This window comes from Pantoea sp. Z09 (assembly GCF_022394795.1).
In the GTDB taxonomy this organism is placed as follows: Bacteria; Pseudomonadota; Gammaproteobacteria; order Enterobacterales; family Enterobacteriaceae; genus Pantoea; species Pantoea latae.
The window spans coordinates 3,001,039-3,027,253 of record NZ_CP092373.1; the positions used below are offsets into that span (position 1 = coordinate 3,001,039).

Genomic DNA, 26,215 nt, shown 5'->3' on the forward strand with positions numbered 1-26,215 from the left:
GCTGTAAAACACCAGCGTTATCTGGCGTGCCAGCTTTAGCCGCCAAACAATCCAGATGTCTGGATGGCTAATAAGATTTCGTGCTAGCTTATGCGCTTTCGGCTGTTGCCGCGCCTGATGCTTCAGGAAAAAATTGCGGCCAGTCAGACACAGGGGAGCCTGAACTAATGAGCGCGTTAAACCGCCTTGAGATGCGGAATATCTCACTCGCATTCGGCGGATTCGCTGCGTTGACGCAGGTCGATTTTGTCGCGGAAGGTCACTCGGTACACGCCCTGACCGGCGCCAACGGCGCGGGCAAGTCGACGCTGATGGCGGTACTTTCCGGCGCGCACAGCCACTACAGCGGCGAGATCCTGCTCGACGGCGTGCCGGTGTCGATACGCAGCCCGCGCGATGCGAAACGGCTTGGCATTCATCTGGTGCAGCAGGAGGTAGACGTTGCGCTGGTGCCGCAGCTGAGCGTGGCGGAAAACATTCTGCTGGATCGGCTGGCGCAGCCGGGGCACGGCTTCCGCTGGGGCGCCATTCGCCAGCAGGCGCGCGCCCTGCTGGCGCAGCTCGACGCCCACATCGACGTTAACCGGCTGGTGGAGCGCTGCACGCTGGCGGAGAAGCAGCAGATTTTGCTGGCGCGCGCGCTGTCGCACCACTGCCGTTTTCTCATCCTCGACGAACCCACCGCGCCGCTCGATCAACATGAGAGCGAGCGCCTGTTCGCCGTGGTGCGCCGCCTGCAGGCCAGCGGCATCGGCGTGGTGTTTATTTCGCACCGCATCCATGAGCTGAAAGCGATTTGCGACCGGCTGACGGTGCTGCGCGACGGTCGCCTGATCGAGAGCGGTCCGATGGCGGCGCTGAGCGGCGAGCAGATCGTTGAGAAGATGCTCGGCCATGCGCTGACCGATATCTATCCGCCGCGCCGCCCTGCCCGCGCGCAGCCGCTGCTGCTGGCGGTGGAGGGGCTGCACGACGAGCGTCTGCTGCAGGATATTTCGCTGCGGCTGCACCAGGGCGAGATCCTCGGCATCGCCGGACTGGCGGGCGCCGGCAAAACCGAGCTGTGCAAGGCGCTGTTCGGCGCCAGCAAAAGCCGCGTAACGCGCGGCGAGCTGCACGGCAAGCCGTGGCGGCCGCGTTCGCCGCACGACTCGGTGAGCCGACGCATGGCGCTGGTGCCGGAAGAGCGACGCAAAGAGGGCATTTTTATTGACGAACCGGTGGCGATGAACCTCAGCGTCAGCGCCGACAACAGCTTTTCGCGCTGGAGCCTGTTCGGCCATCGTCAGGCGTGGCGCTGGGCAGAAGCGGTGATCCAGCGCCTCAACGTGCGCACCACCGGCCCCGGCCAGTCGCTGCGTCGCCTCTCCGGCGGCAACCAGCAAAAGGTCGCCATCGGCAAGTGGCTGCGCAGCCAGGCCGACGTGCTGATTTTCGATGAGCCGACCAAAGGGGTCGATATCAAGGCGAAAACCGAACTGTTTCGCCTGATCGGCGATCTGGCGCAGGAAGGCAAAGGGATTATCTACGCCTCTGGCGAGTTTTCCGAGCTAACTGGCCTGTGCGACCGCATTTGCGTGCTGTGGGACGGGCGCATCGTCGCCGAACTGGACGCCCGCGACGCGACCGAAGAGACGCTTCTGCTTTATTCCACTGGAGGAACCCCTGCGTGAGCAGCAAAGATATAACCCTGAACGCAGCAGCGACACCGCTGCGCCACCGACTGTTCGATTTCCTCTATAAATGGGGCATGCTGATCACCGTCGCCCTCCTGATTGCCGGTTTCGGCCTCGCCTCCGACAGCTTTCTGGAGCCGAACAACATCATCAATATCCTGCGATCCATCGCCATCGTGACGGTGATCGCCGTGGGCGTGTCGGTGTCGCTGACCGTCGGCGGCTTCGACCTGTCGGTTGGCTCCACCGCCTCGCTGGCCAACGCGCTGGTGATTTCGCTGTTTGTCTGGTACGGCATGAACAGCGTCGAGGCGATTGCCCTGACGCTGGCGCTCTGTACGCTGATCGGCCTGTTCAACGCCTTTCTGATCGTGATCCTGCGCATCCCCGATATGCTGGCGACCCTCGCCACGCTGTTTATTATCCAGGGCGTGGCGATGACCTACAGCTTCGGCGGCTCGATCACGGAAAATATGGTGATGCCGAGCGGCGATATGGCGGAAGGCGCGATCCCGGCGGGCTTCGGCCTGCTCGGCCAGGTGCCGGTGATCGTCATTATTATGCTGGTGGTGACCGCGGCGGCGCAGCTGGCGCTGTCGCTCACCACCCACGGCCGCCGCATGTATGCGCTGGGCGGCAACCCGGAAGCGGCGCGCCTCTCCGGCATCCGCACCACGCGCTACCGCGTGCTGGCCTACGTTATCGCCTCGCTGCTGGCGGGACTGGGCGGCATTCTGCTCGCCTCGCGTATCGGCTCGTCACAGGTTAACGCCGGCGGCGGCTACCTGATGGACGCCGTGGCCGCCGCCTGGATCGGCCTGTCGCTGGCCGGCTCCGGCAAACCTAACGCGCTGGGCACGCTGGTGGGCGCGGTGCTGCTCGGCGTGCTGCAAAACGGCCTGGTGATGCTCTCTGTTCCCTATTACGCCATGGATATTATTAAAGGACTGGTGCTGGCTCTGGCACTGGCGATGACCTACGTTCAGCGCCGCTAACGCTGATTAACCTGGAAAATGACAATGAAAAAATATCGCTTTCTCTGCTGACCCTCAGCCTGCTTTCTGCCAGCGCCTTTGCCGACACCGTGGCGCCGGTGCCTGCGCCCATCGCCAGTCATGAAGGGCCGGTGCGCATCGCGGTGATCCGCAACCTGGGCTCTGACGACAACACCACGCAGTTTGTCGCGGGCGCCATTCAGGAGGGCCGCAAGCTGGGCTTTAAGGTCAGCACCTTTCTCAGCAACGGCGATGACGCGCGCTTTCAGGACTTCGTTAATCAGGCGATCAGCCAGAAGTATGACGGTATTATTCTGTCGCACGGCAAAGCGCCCTACGCCAGCGGGCTGGTGAAGCGCGTCGCCGACGCGGGCATTAAAGTGTCGGTGTTCGACACGCCGGTCGATACGCCGATCCCGGGCGTGACCGTGACCGCGCAGGATGACGCCTCGCTGGCGCAGTCGTCGCTCGGCCAGCTGATCAAGGACTTCAACGGCAAGGCGAATATCGTCAAGCTGTGGGTCGCCGGTTTCCCGGCGATGGAGCGCCGTCAGGTGGTGTATGAGAAGCTGCTGAAGGAGAATCCAGGCATTCATCAGCTGGAGTCGATTGGCGCGGTCTCCTCTGACGTGCAGGGCGACACCGCCAACAAGATTGGCGCCATCCTCGCCAAATACCCGAAAGGCAAAATCGATGCGATCTGGGGCGCGTGGGACGCCTTTAGCCAGGGTGCCTATAAGGCGCTGCAGGAGAACGGCCGCACCGAGATCAAACTCTACAGCATCGACGTTTCCAATCAGGATCTGCAGCTGATGCGCGAGAAGAACAGCCCGTGGGTGCAGACCGTGGCGGTCGATCCGAAAACCATCGGCGCGGTGAATATGCGTCTGGTGGCGAACAAGATCGCCGGTGAAGCGACGCCCGCCAGCTACGATTTTAAAGGCGCCTCTATCTCTCAGCAGCAGCTAAACAGTCAGCAGGGCGCGATTAACGTGGCGTCGCTGAATAAGATCGTGCCCGGCTGGGGCGGCAATAACGATTTCGTCGCGCCGTGGTTCGCCACGCTGGAAGCGAAATATAAGAAATAAAACAGCAAGGGCCTGAAGGCTAATGCCAGTCAGTTAAGGTCATGTTCAGGTAAGGCCGCTATTTTCTTAAAATGGCGGCCTTTGTTTTATGCGCGTGCCGGTGCGGTGGCCTCAGACAGGGTGCCCTTTGCAGCAGTAAAAACGCTGCCGTCCTTTTCAGCAGCGCACACGGAAGCTGGCCAGCAGGCTGGAGCCGCTCAGGGGCGGGCATTTCGCAGCGCTGAACAGAGTGAGTCTGTCAGGAGAGCCCGCAGGGATGCGGGCGAAAGGTGGGGCTGGAACAGGGAGGTTCCATCCCCACCGGTCCGTCAGGCAGACGAATGGCGTGAAGGGACCGCGTCAGCGGCGCGAGGACCGCCAGTCCCTGAGCGGCCCCAGCCTGCGTTATCACCACAAGCATTAGCCTGAAGACCGCTTTTTTACCGTATCGCGCCGCCCATCTTCAGCGTCGCGGCGATATTCCTGGCCGCCAGCCGCAGGTTGTTTTCCGCGTTGGCCAGCGCCTCTTCCAGCGTGCAGATGCTGTAGAGCACGCTGAACACCGCATCCAGACCGTGCTGATGCACCACGCCAACGTCCGCCGTCAGGCTGCCGGCAATGCCTATCACCGGCTTGTTGAACTGTTTCGCCACCTGCGCCACGCCAATCGGCACCTTGCCGTTGATGCTCTGGCTGTCGATGCGCCCTTCGCCGGTGATCACCAGCGCCGCGTCTTTGACCTGCTCCGCCAGCCCCAGCGCCTCGGTAACGATCTCGATGCCGCGCCGCAGATCCGCCTGGCAGAAGGCGTGCAGCGCCGCGCCCATGCCACCTGCCGCGCCGCCGCCGGGAATATGCAGCACGTCGATGTCGAGATCGCGCTGAATAATCGCCGCGTAGTGCGCCAGCGCGCGATCCAGCTGCTCCACCAGCGCCGGGGTCGCCCCTTTTTGCGGGCCGAAAATGGCCGAGGCGCCGTCGCGACCGGTCAGCGGGTTGGTGACGTCGCACGCCACCTCGAAACGGCACTGCCGCACGCGCGCGTCCAGCCCGCTAATGTCAATTTTCGCCAGCCCCGGCAGCGCGCCGCCGCCGAAGCCGATCTCTTGTTCCCCCTCGTCCAGCAGCCGCGCGCCCAGCGCCTGCATCATGCCCGCGCCGCCGTCGTTGGTGGCACTGCCGCCGATGCCGATAATGATATGCTCAACCCCTTTGTCCAGCGCGCTCTTGATCAGTTCGCCGGTGCCGAAGGAGGTCGTGGTGAGGGGATCGCGCTGCGCGGCGGGCACCAGCTCCAGCCCGCTGGCGGCCGCCATCTCGATAAAAGCGGTGCGCGCGTCGCCGGAAAGGCCGTAGAACGCATCGACCGGCGCGCCGAGCGGCCCGGTGACGCGCAGATTGACGAGACTTCCCTCTGTCGCCGCCACCATCGCCTCGACCGTGCCTTCGCCGCCGTCGGCCACCGGTATCTTCACGTAAGTAGCGTCAGGAAAGATCTCGCGGAATCCCGCTTCAATCGCCGACGCCACGCCTGAGGCGGATAAACTCTCTTTGTATGAATCCGGTGCGATTACGATTTTCATAGGCAATCCAGGCGCTGTTGATGGACGATTCATCATCCATGATGACGCTGGCGGCGGTCACGCCGGACCGCCGCAGAGCGTTAACGGGTAATCTCAACCTTGGCTAATTTTTCATAATAGCAGGCGAGCGCGCTGTGGTCGGCGTTGCCCTGCCCGTCGGTGCGCAGCGCCTGCATCATCTCCATCACCGCGGCGGTGAGCGGCAGATGCGCGCCGATGCCGTGCGAGGTGTCCAGCGCATTCGCCAGGTCCTTGATGTGCAAATCGATGCGGAAGCCCGGCTTGAAGTTGCGATCCAGCACCATCGGCGCTTTGGCGTCGAGCACGGTGCTGCCCGCCAGCCCGCCGCGGATCGCCTGATAGACCAGTTCGGGATTGACGCCCGCTTTGGTCGCCAGCGACAGCGCTTCCGACATCGCCGCGATGTTAAGCGCCACGATCACCTGATTCGCCAGCTTGGTGACGTTGCCCGCGCCAATATCGCCGGTGTGCACCACCGAACCCGCCATCGCCTTCATGATGTCGTAGCACTGGTCGAAGATCGCTTTGTCGCCGCCCACCATCACGGAGAGCGTGCCCTCGATCGCTTTCGGCTCGCCGCCGCTCACCGGCGCATCGAGCATCCTGATGCCCTTCTCCGCCAGTGCGTCATGCACTTCGCGGCTGGCGAGCGGCGCGATAGAACTCATATCAATCACGATCAGGCCCGGCTTCGCGCCGTCGATAATGCCGTTTTCGCCGAGGCAGACCTCTTTCACCTGCGGCGAGTTAGGCACCATGGTAATAATCACGTCGACCTGCTCCGCCACCGCTTTCGGCGATGTCGCCACGGTGGCGCCCAGCTCAACTAATTCCGCTTCGTTGCTGGCGTTGTGATCGCGAACCACCAGCGAGTAACCCGCTTTCACCAGGTTTTTACTCATCGGTTTGCCCATAATGCCGAGGCCGATAAATCCAATTTTCATTGCCTTTCCTCTCTGTCAGTTACTGCTTGAATTTGTCGCACAGCGCCTGGGTGGCGTGGCGGAAGACCCCTAAATCGCTGCCCACGGCAACGAAGCTGGCGCCCCACTCCAGATAGCGGCGCGCGTCTGCTTCCACCGGCGCAAGAATGCCGCTCGGCTTGCCCGCCGCCTTCGCGCGCTCAAACACATGCTTGATCACCTTCAGCACTTCCGGGTGAGCAGGCTGGCCGAGATAGCCGAGCGCGGCGGAGAGATCCCCCGGGCCGACAAAGATGCCGTCGACGCCCTCAACCGCCGCGATGGCGTCGATATTGTCCACCGCCTGCTGGGTCTCGATCTGCACCAGCAGCGTGATGTTGTCGTTCACCGTGCTGTTGTAGTCCGGCAGCGTGCCGTACATGTTGCTGCGGTGCGACACCGAGACGCCGCGGATGCCGGCGGGCGGATAGCGGGTAGACGCCACGGCGCGCGCCGCTTCCTCTTCAGTTTCCACAAACGGGATCAGGAAATTGTAGAAGCCGATATCCAGCAGGCGCTTGATGATCACCGGCTCGTTGCACGGCGGACGCACCACCGGCGCGCTGACGCTGCCCTTGAGCGCCATCAGCTGCGGCACAAAGGTAGTGATATCGTTGGGCGCGTGTTCGCCGTCCAGCACCAGCCAGTCGAAACCGGCCAGGCCGAGCACTTCGGTGGTAATCGGGTTCGCCAGCGCGCACCAGCTGCCGATCAGGGTTTCGCCCGCCAGCAGGCGTTGGCGAAAGGCGTTCGGCCAGGCTCTGTTACTCATCATCTCTTCTCCCGTTACAGCCGCTCCCCGCAGGGAGCGAAAAAGTTAGCGCACCAGACAGGGACGCTTATTGTCGAAGGTCCAGTTCGGCACGAGGAACTGCATCGCCTGCGCATCGTCGCGCGCGCCCAGCCCATGTTTCTGATAGAGCGCGTTGGCCTGCATCACCTGATCCATATCCAGCTCGACGCCGAGGCCTGGCTTCTGCGGCACCTGCACCATGCCGCCTTTAATTTGCAGCGGCTCTTTGGTCAGGCGCTGATTGCCCTCCTGCCAGATCCAGTGGGTATCGATGGCGGTAATGGCGCCCGGCGCGGCGGCCGCGACGTGGGTGAACATCGCCAGCGAGACGTCGAAGTGGTTGTTGGAGTGCGAGCCCCAGGTGAGGCCGAAGTCGTGACACATCTGCGCCACGCGCACCGATCCCTGCATGGTCCAGAAGTGCGGGTCGGCCAGCGGAATATCGACCGACTGCAGCGACAGCGTGTGGCCCATCTGGCGCCAGTCGGTGGCGATCATATTGGTGGCGGTCGGCAGGCCGGTGGCGCGGCGGAACTCCGCCATCACTTCGCGGCCGGAGTAGCCCTGCTCTGCGCCGCACGGATCTTCCGCGTAGGCCAGCACCCCTTTCAGCTGCTTGCCGAGCAGGATCGCCTCGTTGAGCGACCAGGCGCCATTGGGATCGAGGGTAATACGCGCCTCCGGGAAGCGTTTTGCCAGCGCCGTCACCGCTTCCGCCTCTTCGCCGCCGCGCAGCACGCCGCCCTTGAGCTTGAAGTCGTTAAAGCCGTACTTGTCGTACGCCGCCTCGGCCAGCCGCACCACCGCGTCCGGCGTCAGTGCCTCTTCGTGGCGCAGGCGATACCAGTCGCAGCGTTCATCTTCCTGACTCTGGTAAGGCAGCGCGGTTTTCTTACGATCGCCGATGTAGAACAGGTAGCCGAGCATCTCGACGCGGTCGCGCTGCTGGCCGTCGCCCAGCAGCGTGGCGACGTTGACCTGAAGGTGCTGCCCTAACAGGTCGAGCAGCGCCGCCTCAATGCCGGTCACCACGTGGATGGTGGTGCGCAGGTCAAAGGTCTGGCTGCCGCGCCCTGACGAATCGCGATCGGCGAAGGTGCTGCGCACCAGGCTGAGCACGTTTTTGTACTCGCCGACCGTTTTGCCGATCACCAGCGACGCCGCGTCCTCCAGCGTTTGACGAATTCGCTCGCCGCCGGGAATTTCGCCGACGCCGGTATGGCCTGCATTGTCCTTAATGATCACGATGTTGCGGGTGAAAAAAGGCGCGTGCGCGCCGCTCAGGTTGAGCAACATGCTGTCATATCCGGCTACCGGAATAACCTGCATCGCTGTGACTTTCGGTGTCGAACTCATTTCCTGCTCCTTACACTGTGGCGCGGCCAAATGCCGGGCGCTTGCGGTCGAAGGTCCAACCGGGAACCAGATACTGCATGGCGGTGGCGTCGTTGCGCGCGCCCGCCGGCAGCGATTTAAAGAGGTCGTTGGCCTGGCGCAGCCGATCCCAGTCCAGCTCAATGCCGAGACCCGGCGCGTCGGGCACGGCGATTTTGCCGTTGCGGATCTGCAGCGGCTGTTTGGTCAGACGCTGATCGCCCTCTTGCCAGATCCAGTGGGTGTCGATGGCGGTCGGTTTGCCCGGCGCGGCGGCGCCAACGTGGGTAAACATCGCCAGCGAAATATCGAAGTGGTTGTTGGAGTGACAGCCCCAGGTGAGCCCCCAGTCGTCGCACAGCTGCGCCACGCGCACCGCGCCGCTCAGCGTCCAGAAGTGCGGATCGGCCAGCGGGATATCGACCGCGTTGAGCATCACCGCGTGGTTCATCTCACGCCAGTTGGTGGCGATCATATTGGTGGCGACCGGCAGCCCGGTGGCGCGGCGGAACTCCGCCATCACCTCGCGCCCGGAATAGCCCTGCTCGGCACCGCACGGATCTTCTGCATAGGTCAGCACGTCGCCCATGCCTTTACAGAGGCGGATCGCCTCGTCCAGATGCCAGGCGCCGTTGGGATCGACAGTGATGCGCGCGTCCGGGAAGCGCCTCTTGAGCGCCACGGCGGAGGCGATCTCCTGCTCGCCCGGCAGCACGCCGCCTTTGAGTTTGAAATCTTTAAAGCCGTACTTGTCCTGCGCCGCCTCGGCCAGCCGCACCACCGCCTCCGGCGTCAGCGCCTGCTGATGACGCAGGCGATACCAGTCATGGCTGCCTTTTTCGCCGCTCTGATAGGGCAGATCGGTTTTTTCCCGGTCGCCGATATAGAAGAGATAGCCCAGCACCGTCACCTCGTCGCGCTGCTGACCGGGGCCGAGCAGCTCTGCCACCGGCACGCCAAGCGCCTGACCGAGCAGATCGAGCAGCGCCGCCTCCAGCGCCGCCACGGCGTTGACGCGTAGTTCAAAGGTCCAGGCGCCTTTGCCGAAGGTGTCGAAATCGGCGGTCTGGTTGCCTTTGTGCACCTGCTGCACCAGCCGGTTCATGCGCGCCACCTGCTGCCCTTTCACCTGCGGGATCGCCTCTACCAGCGTCTGATAGATGGTGTCGCCGCCTGGCGCTTCGCCAACGCCGGTATGGCCGGCGCTGTCGGTCAGCACCACGATATTGCGAGTAAAGCAGGCGTTATGCGCGCCGCCGATATTCAGCAGCATGCTGTCGTATCCGGCGACGGGGATCACCTGCATCTCGGTGATAACCGGTGAACTTTGCGTGTTCATACTCTCTCCTCAGGTCCGGTGCTTCAGTTCGATACGTTTGATGTCACCCGCGATCACCAGGAAGCTAAACGCGGCGACAAACGCATGGATGCCGACATAGATCAGCGCGCCTTCAAACGAGCCGCTGGTGGCGATGATGTAGCCGATAGCGATAGGCGTCACGATGCCGGAGAGGTTGCCGAACATATTGAACAGGCCGCCGCTCAGGCCGCTGATCTCTTTCGGCGCGGTATCCGCCATCACCGCCCAGCCCAGCGCGCCGATGCCTTTGCCGAAGAAGGCGAGCGCCATAAAGAACACCACTACCCACTCCGTGTCGCTGTAGTTACACATCACCATGCTGATAGAGAGCAGCATGCCGAGCACGATCGGCGTTTTACGCGCGATATTGAGCGAGCCGGTTTTTCGCATCAGGTAGTCGGAGATGACGCCGCCGAGCACGCCGCCAAGGAAGCCGCACACCGCCGGAATCGAGGCGATCATCCCCGCTTTCAGGATCGACATGCCGCGCGCCTGCACCAGATAGACCGGGAACCAGGTGATAAAGAAGTAGGTCAGCGCGTTGACGCAGTACTGGCCGAGATAGATGCCCAGCATCATGCGCGAGGAGAGCAGCTGCTTGATCTGGAACCACTTCTCATTCCAGCTCACTTTGTGCTCCGCCTTTTTCGCATCCATATTGATCAGCGCGCCGCCCTGCGCCATATACTCCAGCTCCGCTTTATTGACGCCGGGATGGTCGTTGGGATCGTGGATCACCTTCAGCCAGATAAAGCTGAGAATGATGCCGAGACCGCCCATAAACCAGAACACGTGCGCCCAGCCCACTTCCGCCACCAGCCAGCCCATAATCGGCGCAAAGATCACCGTGGCGAAATATTGCGCGGAGTTGAAAATCGCCACGGCGGTGCCGCGCTCCTGCGCCGGGAACCAGGCGGCCACGATGCGGCTGTTGCCCGGGAAGGAAGGCGCTTCCGCCAGGCCAACCATAAAGCGCAGCAGAAACAGCGAAACGATGATGCCGAAGCCGCTGAAGATATCGACGAAGCCCTGCAGCAGGGTAAAGAGCGACCAGGTAAAGATGCTCCAGAAGTAGACGCGTTTCGAGCCGAAGCGGTCCAGCAGCCAGCCGCCGGGGATCTGCCCGATGACGTAGGCCCAGGAGAACGCCGAGAAGATGTAGCCCAGACCGACAGAGTCGAGGCCGATATCTTTCGACATGGCGGAACCGGCGATGGAAATGGTGGCGCGGTCGCCGTAGTTGAACGAGGTGACGATAAACAGCATCACCACGATCCAGTAGCGGGCGTTGGTGCGCTTCTGCACCGCTTCCGCCGTCTGGCTGTAACTATTCATGATGCACTCCTGAAATATAGCGTTCGCTACATTCGCTCTGACTGCATACACATCGCGTTGGGTATCAGAGAGAAGTCGGGTTAAACACGGCGATTTTTTTATAGGGGCAAACCGATAGTGCGTCGTGACGAATAACCTAACGTCGAATAACGAAAGCCAGTATAGGAAGGGCAAAAGCGGGAGGCACTGGAAGAACGCCTGACAATTTCCTTTGATTCACAGGGATTATATGGCAGTTGCACAGCCGACTGCGGCGCGCTTCACGGAACCCGGTTTTTTGGCATCAAAATGCTTAAGAAATAAGCAGCGGGCGGGCGCTTTGTGAGACTCTTCACTTGCTTTTGGAAAAGCGAACCAAAAAGCGGTGATTTCTCGCCTTAATGCCGTTCAGTTGCACAATGCGGCGGGCAAATCCCTTCCATATACTAAAGCTGGCAAATTCGATGTGCGTCTCTGAGAACGATAACGCGCCGCCACGTACGGCGCATGACTGGAAGGTGAGCGATGAACCCCATGACCAAAGAGCCGCCGCTCTGCATCAAAGTCCATGAAAACGACAATGTCGCAATCGTGGTCAACAACCAGGGATTGCCGGCCGGCACACAATTTCCCGACGGGCTGACGCTGACGGAGCATGTGCCGCAAGGACACAAAGTCGCGCTGGCCGCCATTGCGCAGGGTGCGGCTATTCTGCGCTACGGCGAAGTGATCGGCTATGCCCTGCGCGATATCGCCCAGGGCAGCTGGATTGACGAGTCGCTGGTGGCGCTGCCCGAGGCGCCGCCGCTCGCCAGCCTGCCGCTGGCGAACAACGTGCCGCCCGCTCTGCCGCCGCTGGAGGGCTACACCTTCGAAGGCTACCGCAACGCCGACGGCAGCGTCGGCACGCGCAACCTGCTTGGCATCACCACCAGCGTGCACTGCGTCGCGGGCGTAGTGGACTATGTGGTGCAGATTATTGAGCGCGATCTGCTGCCCCGCTATCCCAACGTCGACGGCGTGGTGGCGCTGAACCATCTTTACGGCTGCGGCGTGGCGATTAACGCGCCGGCGGCGGTGGTGCCGATCCGCACCATTCACAACCTGGCGCTCAACGCCAACTTCGGCGGCGAAATCATGGTGGTGAGCCTCGGCTGCGAAAAATTACAGCCGGAACGGCTGCTGACCGGCACCGACGACGTGCAGGCGATTTCGCTGGATGATAATGACATCGTGCGGCTGCAGGATGAGCGCCATATCGGCTTTGGCGCCATGGTGGAGGAGATCCTCAGCGTGGCGAAAAGGCACCTTGAGCGGCTCAATCAGCGTCAGCGCGAAACCTGCCCCGCCTCGGCGCTGATGGTCGGCATGCAGTGCGGCGGCAGCGACGCCTTTTCCGGCGTGACGGCGAACCCCGCGGTGGGCTTCGCCTCCGATCTGCTGGTGCGCTGCGGCGCCACGGTGATGTTCTCGGAAGTGACCGAAGTGCGCGATGCGATCCACCTGCTGACGCCGCGCGTGATCGATGAAGCGGTCGGCAAGCGGCTGCTGGAAGAGATGGCGTGGTATGACGACTATCTCGATCAGGGTAAAACCGACCGTAGCGCCAACCCCTCGCCCGGCAATAAAAAAGGCGGGCTGGCGAACGTAGTGGAAAAAGCGCTGGGATCGATCGCCAAGTCGGGGCGCAGCCCGATTGTCGAAGTGCTGTCGCCGGGCCAGCGTCCGACGCGGCGCGGGCTGATCTACGCCGCGACGCCCGCCAGCGACTTTGTCTGCGGCACGCAGCAGATGGCGTCGGGCATTACGCTGCAGGTTTTTACCACTGGACGCGGCACGCCTTACGGACTGGCGGCGATCCCGGTGATCAAGATGGCGACGCGCAACGCGCTGGCCGAGCGCTGGCACGATTTGATGGATATTAACGCTGGCACCATCGCCACCGGCGAAGAGACCATTGAACAGGTCGGCTGGCGGCTGTTCCATCTGATTCTGGATATCGCCAGCGGCCGCCAGCAAACCTGGTCGGATCGCTGGGGCATTCGCAATCAGCTGGCGGTGTTCAACCCGGCGCCGGTGACCTGATGCGCCACGCGCGCGGCAGGCACGCCGCGCGCGATGCGCTTAAAGCGCTTTGCCCCAGGCTTCCACCCACGGCGAGGTGACCGACTCTGGTTCGGGATGCTCGGTGGCGTCCACCAGCAGCACCTCGCCGACGCGCGTTGCGCTCTGCTCCTGCAGCAGCGCGTCAAAGGTTTTGCCCGCGCCGCAGAAGTGGTCGTAGCTGCTGTCGCCCAGCGCGATAACGCCGTAGCGCAGCGTCGGCTGATAACCCAGCTTATCTTTGACATCCTGATAGAGTCGGGCGATGTTGTCCGGAAAATTGCCCTGCCCGGTGGTCGAGGTGATCACCAGCGCCACGTCGCCGCCGTAGCCTTGCCACTGCGCCAGAGTCGGATCGTCATAGAGCGCGACCTCATGCCCCTGCGCCTGTAAAATCGGCTGCGCCTCTTCCGCCACCAGCAGCGCGTTGCCGTATACCGTACCTACAAAAATGCCAATCTTCGCCATATGCCTGCTCCTTAAGCTGAAGTGCTATCCTCGCCCGCCGCGGCGGCAAACTCAAGTCCCGCGGCGGCGAACGCCGCCTGCCAGCCGAACTGCTGCGCCAGCTGGTGCCATACCGCATCCAGCCCGGCGCGGATCACCAGCGGCTCGCCGGTGATGGGATGCGTCAGCGCCAGGCTGCTGGCGTGCAGCATCAGCCGATCGGCGCCGAACTGCTGCGCCGCGCCGCGATTTTGCCGCAGATCGCCGTGGGTGGTGTCGCCGATAATCGGATGCCGCAGGTGCGCCATATGGCGCCGCAGCTGATGCTTGCGGCCGGTGCGCGGCGAGAGCTGCAGCAGGCTGTAGCGCGCGCTGGCGTAGCGGCCGATCGCCACCGGCATTTCCGCCCAGGCCAGCGCCTGATAGTCGGTCACCGCAGGCTGCGCGGTGCGCGCTTGCGTGGCGAACTTATCGGCGATTTTGTCCAGCTCTTCCACCAGCGGATAGTCGAGCGTGCCGCTCTCCTGCAGCCAGCCGCGCGTCACCGCGTGGTAGGTTTTCTGCATCTGATGCTGTTCGAACTGCTGCGACAGCAGCCGCCCTACCTCGCTGGAGAGGCCCATCAGCAGCACGCCGGAGGTGGGACGGTCGAGGCGATGCGCGGTAAAGACGTGCTGGCCGATCTGGTCACGCACCGTCTGCATCACCACCACTTTCTCTTTGCGATCCAGCCAGCTGCGGTGCACCAGCCAGCCGGCGGGCTTGTTGACCGCCACCAGCCACTCATCCTGATAGATAATCTCCAGCATCAGGCGCGATCGTCCATAAACAGCGCGTCGAGCTGGGTCAGGCTGCGCAGGATCGGCGCATGGCCTGGCGTCGCGGCGGTCAGCGCGACTTCAAAATAGGGGGCGATGGCGAAGTTTTGCGGCAGCGGCTGCTGCGCGGCGATAAGCGCCCGCAGGCGCGGGATCAGCACCCACTGGAGCCACTCGAGCGGCTCCAGGGTATCGAGGCAGAAAGGCTGATCGCTGGCGAGCGCGCTGGCGGAGGGGGGCGTCTCCTGCCAGTGTTGATGATCGCGCAGCAGCGTTTCGAGCTGCTCCAGCCGTTGTAACAGTAAAGGGGTCATACGCCACCTCCAGCGAGCGGTAAATTCGGGCGGCAAGCATACCACCGCCGGACGCGGGCGCAAAAAAAGGGAGCACTGTTAAAACAGTGCTCCCGGTTCGTTTGCAGCTTTCCCGCTACGCTGATGCTCCCTGCTCATCCGTGACAACTTTTCCTGCGCGCCATCCTGCGCTTATCGTCCTGATAATTCCTTTGGCATCCAGGCCCGCCACCCATCATGTGCGGCTCTCGTTCTCCTTCCTGGAGGTGTCCCTGACTCACTCCTGAGTATCCTGCTTCATCCTGAAGCCTTCCGTGTGACGTAAACTCCGTTACGGTCCCGCCTCCTGGCATGACGTATCCTGACGCTATCTTTAATCCTCTGGCTTCCTGCCAACTGCTGACTATTCTGGCAGAGGCCGCTGAATAAACAAGGTACTAAAAAGCGTTACGCTATTTGTTTATAGACCAAATTTAGGACTATCGCCATTAAGTCGATGATTCACAATATTTTTACATTGGAGACTTCTGGATGGCTCTCAATTAAAATGCCAATCTCTCACAACGTATGTAAGAGATATCGCACAAGAATGACAGCCAATATCTGCAAATCAGCCAGTAACCGGTTGTAAATTCGTAAGAAATATCTGAATGTTTTGCGCTAAAACCTCGCGCTTTTTGCTGCCAGGCTGTTCGAGAATGATTTCGCCACTCAGGTTGCAGAGCGAGACGATCTCCTGCTCTGACTCGGTGGCGGCGATAAACAGCGTCGGCGTCTGTTTCAGGCGGCGCTTCATAATCAAATGACCGATTAAATTTTCCTGCAGCCGGACAAAGTCCTCTTCGCTCCAGACCTGCAGCAGCGACAGCTCGCGCTGCTCAAAGCGCGCCGCCATATCCCCGGCGAACTGCGCGGTGTAAAACGCGGCGACATCCTGCTGCAGCTGAAGATCCAGCGCGCGCTCGACCGCCTCCAGCGTCGCGGGCAAGGTAAAGGGCTGCGGCTGCCACCAGACTTCGTCCGCCTGAGTGGCGACGATGCAGGGCGACGGCACGCCGAAAAGCGCCTGGCTGGCGGGCGCATGGCCGGTGCGCTGTTGCCAGGCATTGCAGTAGCGGGCGGTAAATTCGCGCAGGGCGTCCACAGTCTGTTGCATCACTCTTTTTCTCACGTCTGATGGGTTACACTGATCCACTTTGTTTTGTCTCACGGGTAACCGCTATGTCTTTATATGAAAAGGATCAGGCGCTGAGCAGCCTGACCCTGGGCAAACCCACAGCCTACCACGATAAATACGATCCCAGCCTGCTGCAGGCGGTGCCGCGCAGTCTGAACCGGACGCCGCTGGGGCTGCAGTCCGATTCGCTGCCCTTTACCGGCGCGGATATCTGGACGCTATACGAACTCTCCTGGCTTAACAGCAAGGGCGTGCCGCAGGTCGCGCTGGGCGAGGTAGTGCTCAACGCCACCAGCGAACATCTTATCGAGTCGAAGAGCTTTAAGCTCTACCTTAACAGCTTTAACCAGACGCGTTTCGCCGACTGGGGCGAGGTGCGCCAGACGCTGGAGCGCGATCTCGGCGCCTGCGCGCAGGGCGAGGTCAGCGTGGCGCTGTTCCGTCTGAGCGAACTGGAAGGCCAGCCTATCGGTCAGTTTAGCGGCTCCTGCATTGACGAGCAGGATATTGAGATTAGCGACTACCGCTTTAATGCCGACTATCTGGCCGAGGCGGCGGGCAGCGAGGTGGTTGAAGAGACGCTGGTCAGCCATCTGCTGAAATCCAACTGTTTGATCACCAACCAGCCTGACTGGGGATCGGTGATGATCCGCTACAAAGGCCCGCGCATCGATCGCGAGGCGCTGCTGCGCTATCTGATCTCTTTCCGCCAGCATAATGAGTTTCACGAGCAGTGCGTGGAGCGCATCTTTAACGACCTGCTGCGTTTCTGCCGCCCGGAGCAGCTGACGGTCTATGCGCGCTACACGCGCCGCGGCGGGCTGGATATTAATCCCTGGCGCAGCAACGTGCCCTTCCGTCCCGGCTTTTCCCGACTGGTGCGCCAGTAGCTTTGCGAGGCCTCTCGCAGCCTGCGCGTCAGGGATTGCGTTCCCCTTGAGCATTCGCGGTCGACAAGGCACTCTGTTGAAGGCGGCGATCGGAGGATTGCCGACCAGGGATTTTCGCCACCGCGACAGCGGTGTCATCAGTCACCCAGGCGGGTGTAAAGGAGTTCATTTGATTACGCATATCAGCCCTCTTGGCTCGATGGATCTGTTGTCTCAGCTGGAAGTCGACATGCTCAAGCGCACGGCGAGCAGCGACCTTTACCAGCTGTTTCGCAACTGCTCGCTCGCCGTCTTGAATTCAGGCAGCCAGACCGACAGCAGCCACGAACTGCTTTCCCGCTTTGAGAATTTCGACATCAATGTGCTGCGCCGCGAGCGCGGCGTTAAGCTGGAACTGATCAATCCGCCGGAAGAGGCCTTTGTCGACGGGCGCATCATCCGCTCGCTGCAGGCCAACCTGTTCGCCGTGCTGCGCGACATTTTGTTCGTTAACGGCCAGCTGGCGATTGCCGGGATGGAAGAGGCGCCGCCGGATGATTCGGCGCATATCACCAACCAGGTTTTCTCTATTCTGCGCAACGCCCGCGCGCTGCACATCGGAGAGTACCCGAACACCGTGGTCTGCTGGGGCGGTCACTCGATTAACGCGGTGGAGTATCAGTACTGCCGCAACGTCGGCACCCAGCTCGGCCTGCGCGAGCTGAATATCTGCACCGGCTGTGGGCCGGGGGTCATGGAGGCGCCGATGAAAGGCGCGGCGGTGGGTCATGCGCAGCAGCGCTACCGCGACAGCCGCTTTATTGGGCTGACCGAGCCGTCGATCATCGCCGCCGAGCCGCCGAATCCGCTGGTGAACGAACTGATCATCATGCCGGATATCGAAAAGCGGCTGGAGGCGTTCGTGCGCATCGCGCACGGCATCATTATCTTCCCAGGCGGCGTCGGCACGGCGGAAGAGCTGCTCTACCTGTTGGGGATCATGATGAACCCGCAGAACCACGAGCAGGTGCTGCCGCTGATCCTCACCGGGCCGCGCGAGAGCGCTGACTACTTCCACGTGCTGGACGACTTTATCGTCAACACGCTGGGCGAAGCGGCGCGCAAGCACTACACCATCGTTATTGACGATGCCGCCGAAGTGGCGCGCCTGATGAAAAAAGCGATGCCGCAGGTGAAAGAGTATCGTCGGGAAACCGGCGACGCCTACAGCTTCAACTGGTCGATTCGCATCTCGCCCGACCTGCAGAAGCCCTTTCTGCCGACCCATGAGAACATGGCCAACCTCAATCTCTACACCAGCCAGCCGGCAGAGCAGCTGGCGGCGGATCTGCGACGCGCCTTCTCCGGCATCGTCGCCGGCAACGTGAAAGAGATTGGCATCCGCGAAATCCGCGAAAAAGGCCCGTTTAAACTGCACGGCGAGCCGGACATTATGCGCCGCATGGATGAGCTGCTGCAGGGGTTCGTCGCCCAGCACCGCATGAAGCTGCCGGGCACCGCCTATATCCCCTGCTACGAAATCATTAAATAAACGCAAGGAAGGCAGCCCGCACGGGCTGCCGTTTAGCCTATGTCATTTCACCTTCTTATCGTGGACGCGCTTAATCTGATACGCCGTCTGCACGCCGTGCAGGGATCGCCCTGCGTCGAGGGCTGCGTCGCGGCGCTGCGCCAGCTGCTGGGGCATACGCAGCCGACGCACGTCGTGGCGGTTTTCGACAGCGAACAGCGTCACCAGGGCTGGCGTCATCAGCTGCTGCCGGACTATAAAAGCGGCCGGCCGCCAATGCCGGAGGATCTACAGGCCGAGCTGCCCGCGCTGCAGGAGGCGTTTCGCCGCGTGGGCGTCAGCTGCTGGACCGCCGAGGCGGATGAAGCGGATGACCTGGCGGCGACGCTGGCGGTCAAGATGGCGCAGGCGGGCCATCAGGCAACCATCGTCTCGACCGATAAAGGCTATTGCCAGCTGCTGGCGCCGCAGATCCGCATTCGCGACTACTTTCAGAAGCGCTGGCTCGATCTGCCGTTTATCGAAAGTGAGTTCGGTGTCGCGCCGCAGCGACTGCCCGACTACTGGGGGCTGTGCGGCATCAGCAGCAGCAAGATCCCCGGCGTGGCGGGCATCGGCCCGAAAAGCGCGAAAACGCTGCTGCAAACCTTTGGTTCGCTGGAGGCGATCTATGCGCAGCTTGATGAGGTGCCGGAGAAGTGGCGCGCGAAGCTGGAGGCCGGGCGTGAGTCCGCCTTAATCAGCCGACAGGTGGCGATGCTGAAGCAGGATTTGGTGCTGCAGGGGAATTTAAAAACGCTGCGGTATGCAGGCCAGGCGGCGCAGCGCCCGGCCTGAGACGCTTAGCGTTCGTCGCGGCGGCCTGGAATGGCGCCCCAGATGCGGCGAATATGCACCGTGACCTCTTCGCGGTCGTGGTAGAGCTGGCGGGCGCGGATCTGCGCGTTGATGCCCTGCGCCTTCAGCGCCTCGTCAATCATCGCCAGGTTCTGCGTCACCTCTTCGTAGCGCTTTTTCATCGGCAGCTTGAGGTTGAAGATCGCTTCGCGGCACCAGCCGTTGACCAGCCATTCGGTCATCAGGCTGGCAACGCGCACCGGCTTCTCGACCATGTCGCACACCAGCCAGTCGTTGTTGTTGCGCGTCGGGCGAAACTTAAAGCCATCTTCGCGACAGTGCGTTACCTGCCCGGTGTCCATCAGGCTTGGCGCCATCGGGCCGTTGTCTACCGCATAAACCCACATGCTGCGCTTTACCAGCTGATAGGTCCAGCCGCCGGGACAGGCGCCGAGATCGACCGCGTGCATGCCGCCCGCCAGACGCTCGTCCCACTCGTCGGCAGGAATAAAGACGTGAAACGCCTCTTCCAGCTTCAGGGTCGAGCGGCTCGGCGCGTCGGCCGGAAACTTCAGGCGCGGAATGCCCATATAGAACGGCGAATGGTTGCCGACCACCGAATAGCCGACATAGCAGGCGCCAGGCGCGATAAAGAAGACGTGCACCACCGGACGCTTCGGGCTTTCATAGTTGAGCAGGATCCCCGCGTCGCGCAGGCTGGCGCGCAGCGGCACGGTGAACTTGCGGCAGAATTTGGTCAGCTCTTTCGCTTCGTTGGTGTCTGGCACCTCGACGCGCAGTTCGCCGCCCTTCTCCACCACGCCGGTCAGCATGCCGACGATTGGCGCAATGCGGTCGTCCGGCGGCAGGTCTTTCAACAGCTCGCCGACCACCAGCATCTGGCGGGCAAAGATCAGCGTCTCAAACGGCAGCTCGCGCGCCAGCCGATCGGCGTCTTCGTGCTGATAACATTCGAACAGCACGTAGCCGCTGTTCTCTTTCACCCGCGGGAAACCATAGATCTCACGCTCGGCGGCGTGCGCCGCGATTTCCGCCGCGCACTCTTTTTCAAAACCAGGACGGCAATAGAGTAAAACTTTATTCATGGCGATCTGCCTTTCGTTTCAGACGCAGCGCGCCAATCAACATCAGGAACCAGCCGACCAGAAAGCAGAGCCCACCGATCGGCGTAACAAAAACCCAAAACTTCAGATGCGACAGCGCCAGACAGTAAAGGCTGCCGCTAAACAGCACGATGCCGAGGGCGAGAAATGCGCTGCTCCAGTAAAACCAGAGGTTGGCGCGGCGCAGCATCGCCGCGCCTAAACCGATCACCGCCAGCGTATGGTACGCCTGGTACTCCAGCCCGGTGTGGATCCAGGCCATTTCGGCCGGACCGAGCGAGCGGCTTAATACGTGCGCGCCAAAAGCGCCAAACGCCACCAGCAAAAATCCGCTGATGGCGGCAAAGATAAACATGGCACGACTGGACATCTGACTATCCTCAAGGTGCATCTGTACTTCACTCTACAGAAATCAATAATTTAGTGGTCGTAACGAAAGCGAAATTTTTCTTGTTCGCTGGCGGCTTTCGCGAGGATCCACTGTCGAAAGGCGGCTATTTTACCCAGTTCTGCCTGGCTGTCATGACAAACCAGATAAAAAGCGTTTTTACTGACTAACACATCGTTAAACGGACAGATCAGGCGGCCGGCTTCAATCTCGCTCTGCGCCATCACATTATTCGCCAGCGCGACACCCTGACCGTGGATCGCCGCCTGCAATACCATGGCGCTGTGGCTGAAAATCGGCCCCTGCTGCACGTTGATATGCTGCAAGCCTAGCTGGCGGATATAGGATTGCCAGTCGCGGCGCGAGGCGTCGTGCAGCAGCGTAAAGCGCGCCAGATCCAGCGGCGTTTTCAACGGGTTATCGCCGGTCATCAGCGCGGGCGAACAGACCGGCAGCAGATACTCGGCATAGAGTTTCTCCACCCGCAGCCCCGGCCAGTTGCCGCGGCCGTAGAAGATCGCTACGTCGACGTCGTCCGCCAGCTTCTCTTCGTCGCGGTCCACCGCCTGGATGCGCACGTCGATGCCCGGATAAGCCATATTAAAGCTGGAGAGGCGCGGCACCAGCCACTGAATGGCGAAGCTGGGCAGCAGGCTCACGGTCAGGGCGCCTTTGGCGCTGCGCGCCTGCAGCTTGCGCGTCGCATCGTTCAGGGCGGTGAAAATCTCTTTGATATCGAGATAGTAGCTTTGCCCCTCTTCCGTGAGTAAAAGCGAACGATTCCTCCGGCGAAACAGCTTTAACCCCAGAAAATCTTCCAGCGACTTTATCTGATGGCTTACAGCTGCCTGGGTGACAAACAGCTCTTCAGCCGCTTTGGTAAAGCTAAGATGACGCGCCGCGGCATCAAACACGCGCAGTGCATTAAGAGGAGGAAGGCGTTTCGACATGGTTTTCCGTGCTCGGATCAGGGGCAAAACACGTGCGCTTATAAAAAGCGGTCACATATTAGTTTTAGTAATCCGAGGCATTATAAATTGTCCGTTGAGGAAGCTCCAGCAAATACCTATAGTTGCCGCACTTCCTGAGCCGGAACGAAAAGATTTCAGGATTTGTGAGTGAGTTCGCAGATTTCCGGAGAGCTTTTGGCTTGTGGTCGTGATGTTGTGTTTGCATTTTGATCTGACGCTTGCAGATCAAGCTTTTAATTCCTGTAGATTTACCCTGTCTGTCCATAGTGATTTTGAATAGCACCGCAAATTGCGGTGCTTTTTTTTGCCTGCAGCCAGCGAATTGCCGCTTACTGCATCTCGACCATCTCTTTAACGTCAGCGCGGTTGATCTGCTGCTTGTTGCCGTTAGCGTCTTTATAGCTGATCATACCGGTGTCGCTGTCTACGGAAGGCTTGCCTTCAGAAACAATGGTGCGACCATCGTTGGTATGCATGACATAATTGCTTGAACACGCGGCCAGAGTAAAAGCCATGGCGCAGATGGCCAGCACTGCTGAAAGTTTTTTCATTTTCTATCTCCTTGCAGATTGATTGCATCAAACCGCCCGCGTTGGCTAACCGGTAGTCAAATCGACTAAAGAAGGTTGCTCCTTGTGCGGGTTTTGGTTTAAACCTTGCATTAATCAGCATAACGCGCTTTTACAGCTTTGCCAGCAGAGAGCCAGGCTTTTGATCTGGTCCACTTTATTTGTATGACGAGACAAAGCATGACCGCATTCAACCCCACCTCATTTCGCCAGCAGTTTCCGGCGCTGAGCGACGCCGGCGTTTATCTCGACAGCGCCGCCACAACGCTTAAGCCGCAGGTCGTGATCGACACCGCCCAGCAGTTTTACAGCCTGAGCGCCGGCACGGTGCATCGCAGCCAGTACGGCGCGGCGCGCCAGCTCACCGAACGCTATGAGCAGGCGCGAGATCAGGTGGCGCGCCTGCTGAATGCGGCGCATGGCCACCAGATCGTCTGGACGCGCGGCACCACCGAGGCGATCAATCTGGTTGCCAACGGCTGGCTGCTGCCGCGTCTGCAGGCGGGCGACGAGATTGTGGTGAGCGAAGCGGAGCATCACGCTAATCTGGTGCCCTGGCTTATGGCGGCGCAGGCGCGCGGCGCAAAGGTGGTGAAGTGGCCCATCGGCGCGGATCGCCTGCCCGATATCGCGCTGCTGCCGTCGCTGCTTAATACGCGCACCCGCCTGCTGGCCGTTGGGCAGATGTCTAACGTTACCGGCGGCTGTCCCGATCTGGCGCAGGCGATCGCGCTGGCACACGGCGTCGGCGCCAAAGTGATGGTGGACGGCGCGCAGGGCGTGGCGCACTGCCCGCCCGACGTGCAGGCGCTCGATATCGACTTCTACGCCTTCTCCGCGCACAAGCTCTACGGCCCGACCGGCATTGGCGCGCTGTATGGCAAAGCCGAGCTGCTGGAGGAGATGACGCCGTGGCAAGGCGGCGGCAAGATGCTGACCCAGGTCGATTTCAACGGTTTTACGCCGCAGCCCGCGCCCTGGCGTTTTGAAGCCGGCACGCCCAACGTGGCGGGCGTGGTGGGATTGAGCGCCGCGCTCAGCTGGCTTGAGCAGCACGACCGACTCAAGGCGGAGATGTGGAGCCAGCAGCTCGCCAGCCTGGCGGAAGAGCAGCTAGGCGAATTCCCGGGATTTCGCAGCTATCGCGTTGGCCGCTCAAGCGTGCTGGCGTTCGATTTCGCCGGCGTACACCACAGCGACATCGTGACGCTGCTGGCGGAACAGGGCATCGCGCTGCGCGCGGGCCAGCACTGCGCGCAGCCGCTGATGGCAGCGCTGGGCGTGAGCGGCACGCTGCGCGTCTCGTTCGCGCCCTATAATAATCTGCAGGATGTGGATGCGCTGACGCGCGCCATCTATACCGCGCTCGACCTGCTGTCGGAGGAGGAAGCATGAGTCAAACCCTGGCGGGTCCGCACCCGTTCGGCGATCTGATCACCCTTGTCGGGCTGAAAGAGAAATTCGCCCATTTCCAGCAGTGGGAGGATCGCTATCGCCAGCTAATCCAGCTCAGCCGTCAGCTGCCCGCGCTGCCGGAGGCGCTGAAAACGCAGGAGATTGAGCTAACCGGCTGCGAAAACCGCGTCTGGCTCGGCAGCCAGCTGCGCCACGACGGCACGCTGCACTTTTACGGCGACAGCGAAGGTCGCATCGTGCGGGGGTTACTGGCGGTGCTGCTGACCGCCGTGGAAGGACGAACGCCGCAGGCGCTGCTGGCGGACGATCCGCTGCGGCTGTTTGACGAACTCGGCCTGCGCGCCCAGCTCAGCGCCTCGCGCAGCAGCGGCCTGAAGGCGCTGGCGGAGGCGGTGCATCAGCAGGCCGCGCGCGCAGCGCAGCCCTGAGTCGTTACGCCGCCTGACGCGCCGCGCGCGCCAGATATTTCTTCAGCGCATGGGAAACGGCGACAAAACCGAAGGTGGCGGTCACCATGGTGGCGGCGCCGAACCCTGCTTCGCAGTCCATTCTTTTCGGCCCTTCGGCGGTGCTGCGCGCGGCGCAGACGCTGCCGTCCGGCTGCGGATACATCAGCGCTTCGGTTGAGAAGACGCAGTCGATGCCCAGCTTGCCTTTGCTGTTTTTCACTACGCCAAGCGCCTTCAGCCGCTCGCGCAGCTTCGCTGCCAGCGGATCCTGAATCGTCTTCGCCAGATCGGCGACCTGAATCTGCGTCGGATCGATCTGGCCGCCCGCGCCGCCGGTGGTGATCAACGGGATCTTGTTGCGGCGGCACCAGGCGATCAGCGCCGCTTTGGGGCGCACGCTGTCGATGGCGTCGATCACGTAGTCATAGCCCGCTGCCATCAGCTCGGCGGTGTTGTCCGGCGTGATGAAGTCGTCGATGCAGATCACCTCGCAGTCGGGATTGATGGCGCGCAGCCGCTCGGCCATCACCTCGGTCTTCGCCTTGCCCACGTTGCCGTTCAGCGCATGGATCTGGCGATTGGTATTGGTGATGCAGACATCATCCATATCGATCAGGGTAATTTTGCCGATGCCGGTGCGCACCAGCGCTTCCGCCGCCCAGGATCCCACGCCGCCGATGCCGATAACGCAGAAGTGCGCCGCGGCGAAACGCGTCAGCGCATCCTGCCCATAGAGACGTGCCGTGCCGCCAAAACGCTGACGCCAGGCCTCGTTAACCACACTCATAATCAACCTTGTTGCGACGTGCGGGCCGTGCGGCCCGCAGAGAAATCAGTTTGAACCCAGTAACAGCGAGCCATTATCACCGTTTTGCGGGCTGCTGAACAGCGGCTGCCCGGCGCCCGGCGCGGCTTTCAGCACCCAGACGCGGCCATAGTGGTTATAGAAGCCCGCCAGGTGCGCCGCATCAGGCCCGATGCCCTGATAGATATCGAAATGCTGGCCCTTGATGGCCCCGCCGACGTCCAGCGCCACCATCAGGCGCATCTCATATTTGCCGTTGAACTTGCCCTTTTCATTCAGCTGCGGCACCTCCGCCAGCAGCGCGGTGCCCGCCGGGATCAGCGAACGGTCTGACGCCACCGAGGCTTTCGCCACCAGCGGCACCGCGCTGGCGCCGCGCACCGGCGTATAGGGTTCCGGCTTAAAGAAGACGAACGACGGGTTGGTTTCCAGCAGCGCGCGCACCTCCTGTTCGGAGTGGGACGCCGCCCAGTCGCGGATCGCCTGCATCGACATATCTTCGCGCTTGACCTCGCCGCGATCGATCAGCTCTTTACCGATGCTGTGATAGGCCCAGCCGTTTTTGCCGCCGTAGCCGAAGAAGGTCATCGGCCGACCGTCGCCGTAATCCACGTAGCCGCTGCCCTGCACGTCCATAATAAAATTATCGATCAGCGAATTGCTCCAGCCGATGACGTAGCGCTCATCCAGACCGCCACTATAGATAGAGGCGCGGCTCGGCAGCTTCGCCCCGCGCTTGCGCGGCGGCATGCGGTAGATGGGGTACTGGAATTCCCCCTGGCGCGTGTAGCGCGCCTGCACCACCGGCGTGTAGTAGCCGGTAAACTGCACGTTGCCGTAGTTATCGGTGCCTTCCATCTGGAAGGCGTTCAGGCCGAACTGACGCAGCTGGCGCGTGTCGGCGCCCGCCATCAGCCAGCTCTCAATCGCGCTATAGGTGCCGGTGTGGCGTCCATAGAGGGCGGACGAGGCGGACTGGATCTGCCGCACCTGCTCGCCGAAATCTCTGCCGTTGACCGGTCGTCCTTTGGCATTCGGCTGGTTAACCAGCGCCAGCGGCTGTTCCAGCTTGCCATCTTTATACTGCTGCCCGCGATCGGTCGGTTTCGAGCTACAACCCGCCAGCAGCGCAAACAGTGCACCCGTCAGTGCATACTTCGCCCAGTGTCCTTTATTCATCGCCGTCTCTTTTATTCATCAGTGTTCGCCCCGCGACGATAGCAAAGCGTCTGGCAGATTGAAATCGGCCTGCCCTTTCCGCAGGCGCGGCTGT

The 26,215-nt window shown here is 61.7% G+C and carries 25 protein-coding genes; 9 read left to right on the forward strand and 16 right to left on the reverse strand.

All coding sequences use genetic code 11. From position 1 onward, the window contains the following. Positions 1-167 precede the first annotated feature (167 nt). The 3 genes from MC269_RS14435 to MC269_RS14445 are packed head-to-tail and all read left to right on the forward strand — an operon-like array spanning position 168 to position 3,759. On the forward strand, positions 168-1,673 hold the full coding sequence (locus MC269_RS14435; RefSeq protein ID WP_239952822.1) for a sugar ABC transporter ATP-binding protein: 1,506 nt from the start codon (positions 168-170) through the stop codon (positions 1,671-1,673). Next, positions 1,670-2,671 carry an ABC transporter permease gene (locus MC269_RS14440; protein WP_239952823.1) on the forward strand — a complete coding sequence of 334 codons (1,002 nt, stop codon included), beginning with the start codon at positions 1,670-1,672 and terminating at the stop codon, positions 2,669-2,671. Before MC269_RS14435 ends, MC269_RS14440 begins: the two co-directional genes overlap by 4 nt. An 11-nt stretch (positions 2,672-2,682) precedes the next feature. Further along, positions 2,683-3,759, forward strand: coding sequence for a sugar ABC transporter substrate-binding protein (locus tag MC269_RS14445; protein ID WP_239955124.1), 1,077 nt, complete (start codon positions 2,683-2,685; stop codon positions 3,757-3,759). A 419-nt stretch (positions 3,760-4,178) separates the two neighbouring features. On the opposite strand, the gene MC269_RS14450 is transcribed toward MC269_RS14445, so the two are convergent. From MC269_RS14450 to MC269_RS14475, 6 genes are all read right to left on the reverse strand, one after another. Then, the gene (locus tag MC269_RS14450; protein WP_239952824.1) at positions 4,179-5,321 is read right to left on the reverse strand and encodes a glycerate kinase; all 1,143 of its coding nucleotides are present in this window, start codon (positions 5,319-5,321) and stop codon (positions 4,179-4,181) included. An 80-nt stretch (positions 5,322-5,401) separates the two neighbouring features. Continuing rightward, the gene (garR, locus tag MC269_RS14455; RefSeq protein ID WP_081141171.1) at positions 5,402-6,286 is read right to left on the reverse strand and encodes a 2-hydroxy-3-oxopropionate reductase; all 885 of its coding nucleotides are present in this window, start codon (positions 6,284-6,286) and stop codon (positions 5,402-5,404) included. A 19-nt stretch (positions 6,287-6,305) separates the two neighbouring features. Further along, complete coding sequence (gene garL / locus MC269_RS14460; protein ID WP_239955126.1) at positions 6,306-7,076, reverse strand: 2-dehydro-3-deoxyglucarate aldolase; 771 nt, start codon at positions 7,074-7,076, stop codon at positions 6,306-6,308. 45 nt (positions 7,077-7,121) lie between these two features. Further along, a complete protein-coding gene (gene gudD / locus MC269_RS14465; protein WP_081141173.1) occupies positions 7,122-8,453 on the reverse strand; it encodes a glucarate dehydratase in 1,332 nt (443 codons plus the stop codon). 10 nt (positions 8,454-8,463) lie between these two features. Then, the gene (locus tag MC269_RS14470) at positions 8,464-9,810 is read right to left on the reverse strand and encodes a glucarate dehydratase family protein (RefSeq protein WP_239952825.1); all 1,347 of its coding nucleotides are present in this window, start codon (positions 9,808-9,810) and stop codon (positions 8,464-8,466) included. A gap of 9 nt (positions 9,811-9,819) precedes the next feature. Next, the gene (locus MC269_RS14475) at positions 9,820-11,166 is read right to left on the reverse strand and encodes an MFS transporter (RefSeq protein ID WP_081141175.1); all 1,347 of its coding nucleotides are present in this window, start codon (positions 11,164-11,166) and stop codon (positions 9,820-9,822) included. Positions 11,167-11,670: 504 nt separating this feature from the next. Between MC269_RS14475 and garD the strand changes: the two genes are divergently transcribed. Further along, positions 11,671-13,230, forward strand: coding sequence for a galactarate dehydratase (gene garD / locus MC269_RS14480; protein WP_239952826.1), 1,560 nt, complete (start codon positions 11,671-11,673; stop codon positions 13,228-13,230). Between the two features lie 39 nt (positions 13,231-13,269). On the opposite strand, the gene MC269_RS14485 is transcribed toward garD, so the two are convergent. From MC269_RS14485 to syd, 4 genes are all read right to left on the reverse strand, one after another. After that, positions 13,270-13,716 carry a flavodoxin gene (locus MC269_RS14485; RefSeq protein WP_081141177.1) on the reverse strand — a complete coding sequence of 149 codons (447 nt, stop codon included), beginning with the start codon at positions 13,714-13,716 and terminating at the stop codon, positions 13,270-13,272. An 11-nt stretch (positions 13,717-13,727) separates the two neighbouring features. Next, positions 13,728-14,504, reverse strand: a complete 777-nt coding sequence (gene truC, locus MC269_RS14490; RefSeq protein ID WP_239952827.1) for a tRNA pseudouridine(65) synthase TruC — start codon at positions 14,502-14,504, stop codon at positions 13,728-13,730. Next, positions 14,504-14,827, reverse strand: a complete 324-nt coding sequence (locus tag MC269_RS14495; protein ID WP_239952828.1) for a YqcC family protein — start codon at positions 14,825-14,827, stop codon at positions 14,504-14,506. The genes truC and MC269_RS14495 overlap by 1 nt, the downstream gene beginning before the upstream one ends. A gap of 589 nt (positions 14,828-15,416) precedes the next feature. Next, complete coding sequence (syd, locus tag MC269_RS14500; protein WP_239952829.1) at positions 15,417-15,965, reverse strand: SecY-interacting protein; 549 nt, start codon at positions 15,963-15,965, stop codon at positions 15,417-15,419. A 62-nt stretch (positions 15,966-16,027) separates the two neighbouring features. On the opposite strand from syd, the gene queF reads away from it, so the two are divergent. The 3 genes from queF to xni all read left to right on the forward strand — a co-directional run bounded on the left by queF (position 16,028) and on the right by xni (position 19,220). Further along, positions 16,028-16,873, forward strand: a complete 846-nt coding sequence (gene queF, locus MC269_RS14505; RefSeq protein ID WP_239952830.1) for an NADPH-dependent 7-cyano-7-deazaguanine reductase QueF — start codon at positions 16,028-16,030, stop codon at positions 16,871-16,873. Between the two features lie 169 nt (positions 16,874-17,042). Next, on the forward strand, positions 17,043-18,404 hold the full coding sequence (gene ppnN, locus MC269_RS14510; RefSeq protein WP_081141182.1) for a nucleotide 5'-monophosphate nucleosidase PpnN: 1,362 nt from the start codon (positions 17,043-17,045) through the stop codon (positions 18,402-18,404). Positions 18,405-18,443: 39 nt separating this feature from the next. Then, positions 18,444-19,220: a flap endonuclease Xni gene (gene xni / locus MC269_RS14515; protein WP_239952831.1), complete on the forward strand. Its 777-nt coding sequence runs from the start codon at positions 18,444-18,446 to the stop codon at positions 19,218-19,220. Positions 19,221-19,225: 5 nt separating this feature from the next. On the opposite strand, the gene rlmM is transcribed toward xni, so the two are convergent. The 4 genes from rlmM to MC269_RS14535 all read right to left on the reverse strand — a co-directional run bounded on the left by rlmM (position 19,226) and on the right by MC269_RS14535 (position 22,254). Continuing rightward, positions 19,226-20,326: a 23S rRNA (cytidine(2498)-2'-O)-methyltransferase RlmM gene (gene rlmM / locus MC269_RS14520; protein WP_239952832.1), complete on the reverse strand. Its 1,101-nt coding sequence runs from the start codon at positions 20,324-20,326 to the stop codon at positions 19,226-19,228. Beyond that, on the reverse strand, positions 20,319-20,714 hold the full coding sequence (locus MC269_RS14525; RefSeq protein ID WP_081141185.1) for a DUF423 domain-containing protein: 396 nt from the start codon (positions 20,712-20,714) through the stop codon (positions 20,319-20,321). Before MC269_RS14525 ends, rlmM begins: the two co-directional genes overlap by 8 nt. 50 nt (positions 20,715-20,764) lie before the next feature. After that, the gene (locus MC269_RS14530; RefSeq protein WP_081141186.1) at positions 20,765-21,682 is read right to left on the reverse strand and encodes a transcriptional regulator GcvA; all 918 of its coding nucleotides are present in this window, start codon (positions 21,680-21,682) and stop codon (positions 20,765-20,767) included. A 350-nt stretch (positions 21,683-22,032) separates the two neighbouring features. Beyond that, positions 22,033-22,254, reverse strand: a complete 222-nt coding sequence (locus tag MC269_RS14535) for a YgdI/YgdR family lipoprotein (RefSeq protein ID WP_081141187.1) — start codon at positions 22,252-22,254, stop codon at positions 22,033-22,035. A gap of 198 nt (positions 22,255-22,452) precedes the next feature. On the opposite strand from MC269_RS14535, the gene csdA reads away from it, so the two are divergent. Together csdA and csdE are read left to right on the forward strand one after the other, a co-directional pair. Further along, positions 22,453-23,667, forward strand: a complete 1,215-nt coding sequence (gene csdA, locus MC269_RS14540; protein ID WP_239952833.1) for a cysteine desulfurase CsdA — start codon at positions 22,453-22,455, stop codon at positions 23,665-23,667. After that, positions 23,664-24,116 carry a cysteine desulfurase sulfur acceptor subunit CsdE gene (gene csdE, locus MC269_RS14545; protein WP_239952834.1) on the forward strand — a complete coding sequence of 151 codons (453 nt, stop codon included), beginning with the start codon at positions 23,664-23,666 and terminating at the stop codon, positions 24,114-24,116. Before csdA ends, csdE begins: the two co-directional genes overlap by 4 nt. Before the next feature lie 4 nt (positions 24,117-24,120). Here csdE and tcdA read toward each other — a convergent pair whose 3' ends face one another. Then, a complete protein-coding gene (tcdA, locus tag MC269_RS14550) occupies positions 24,121-24,924 on the reverse strand; it encodes a tRNA cyclic N6-threonylcarbamoyladenosine(37) synthase TcdA (protein ID WP_081141190.1) in 804 nt (267 codons plus the stop codon). 45 nt (positions 24,925-24,969) lie between these two features. Next, complete coding sequence (mltA, locus tag MC269_RS14555) at positions 24,970-26,121, reverse strand: murein transglycosylase A (protein ID WP_081141191.1); 1,152 nt, start codon at positions 26,119-26,121, stop codon at positions 24,970-24,972. Between the last annotated feature and the right edge of the window lie 94 nt (positions 26,122-26,215).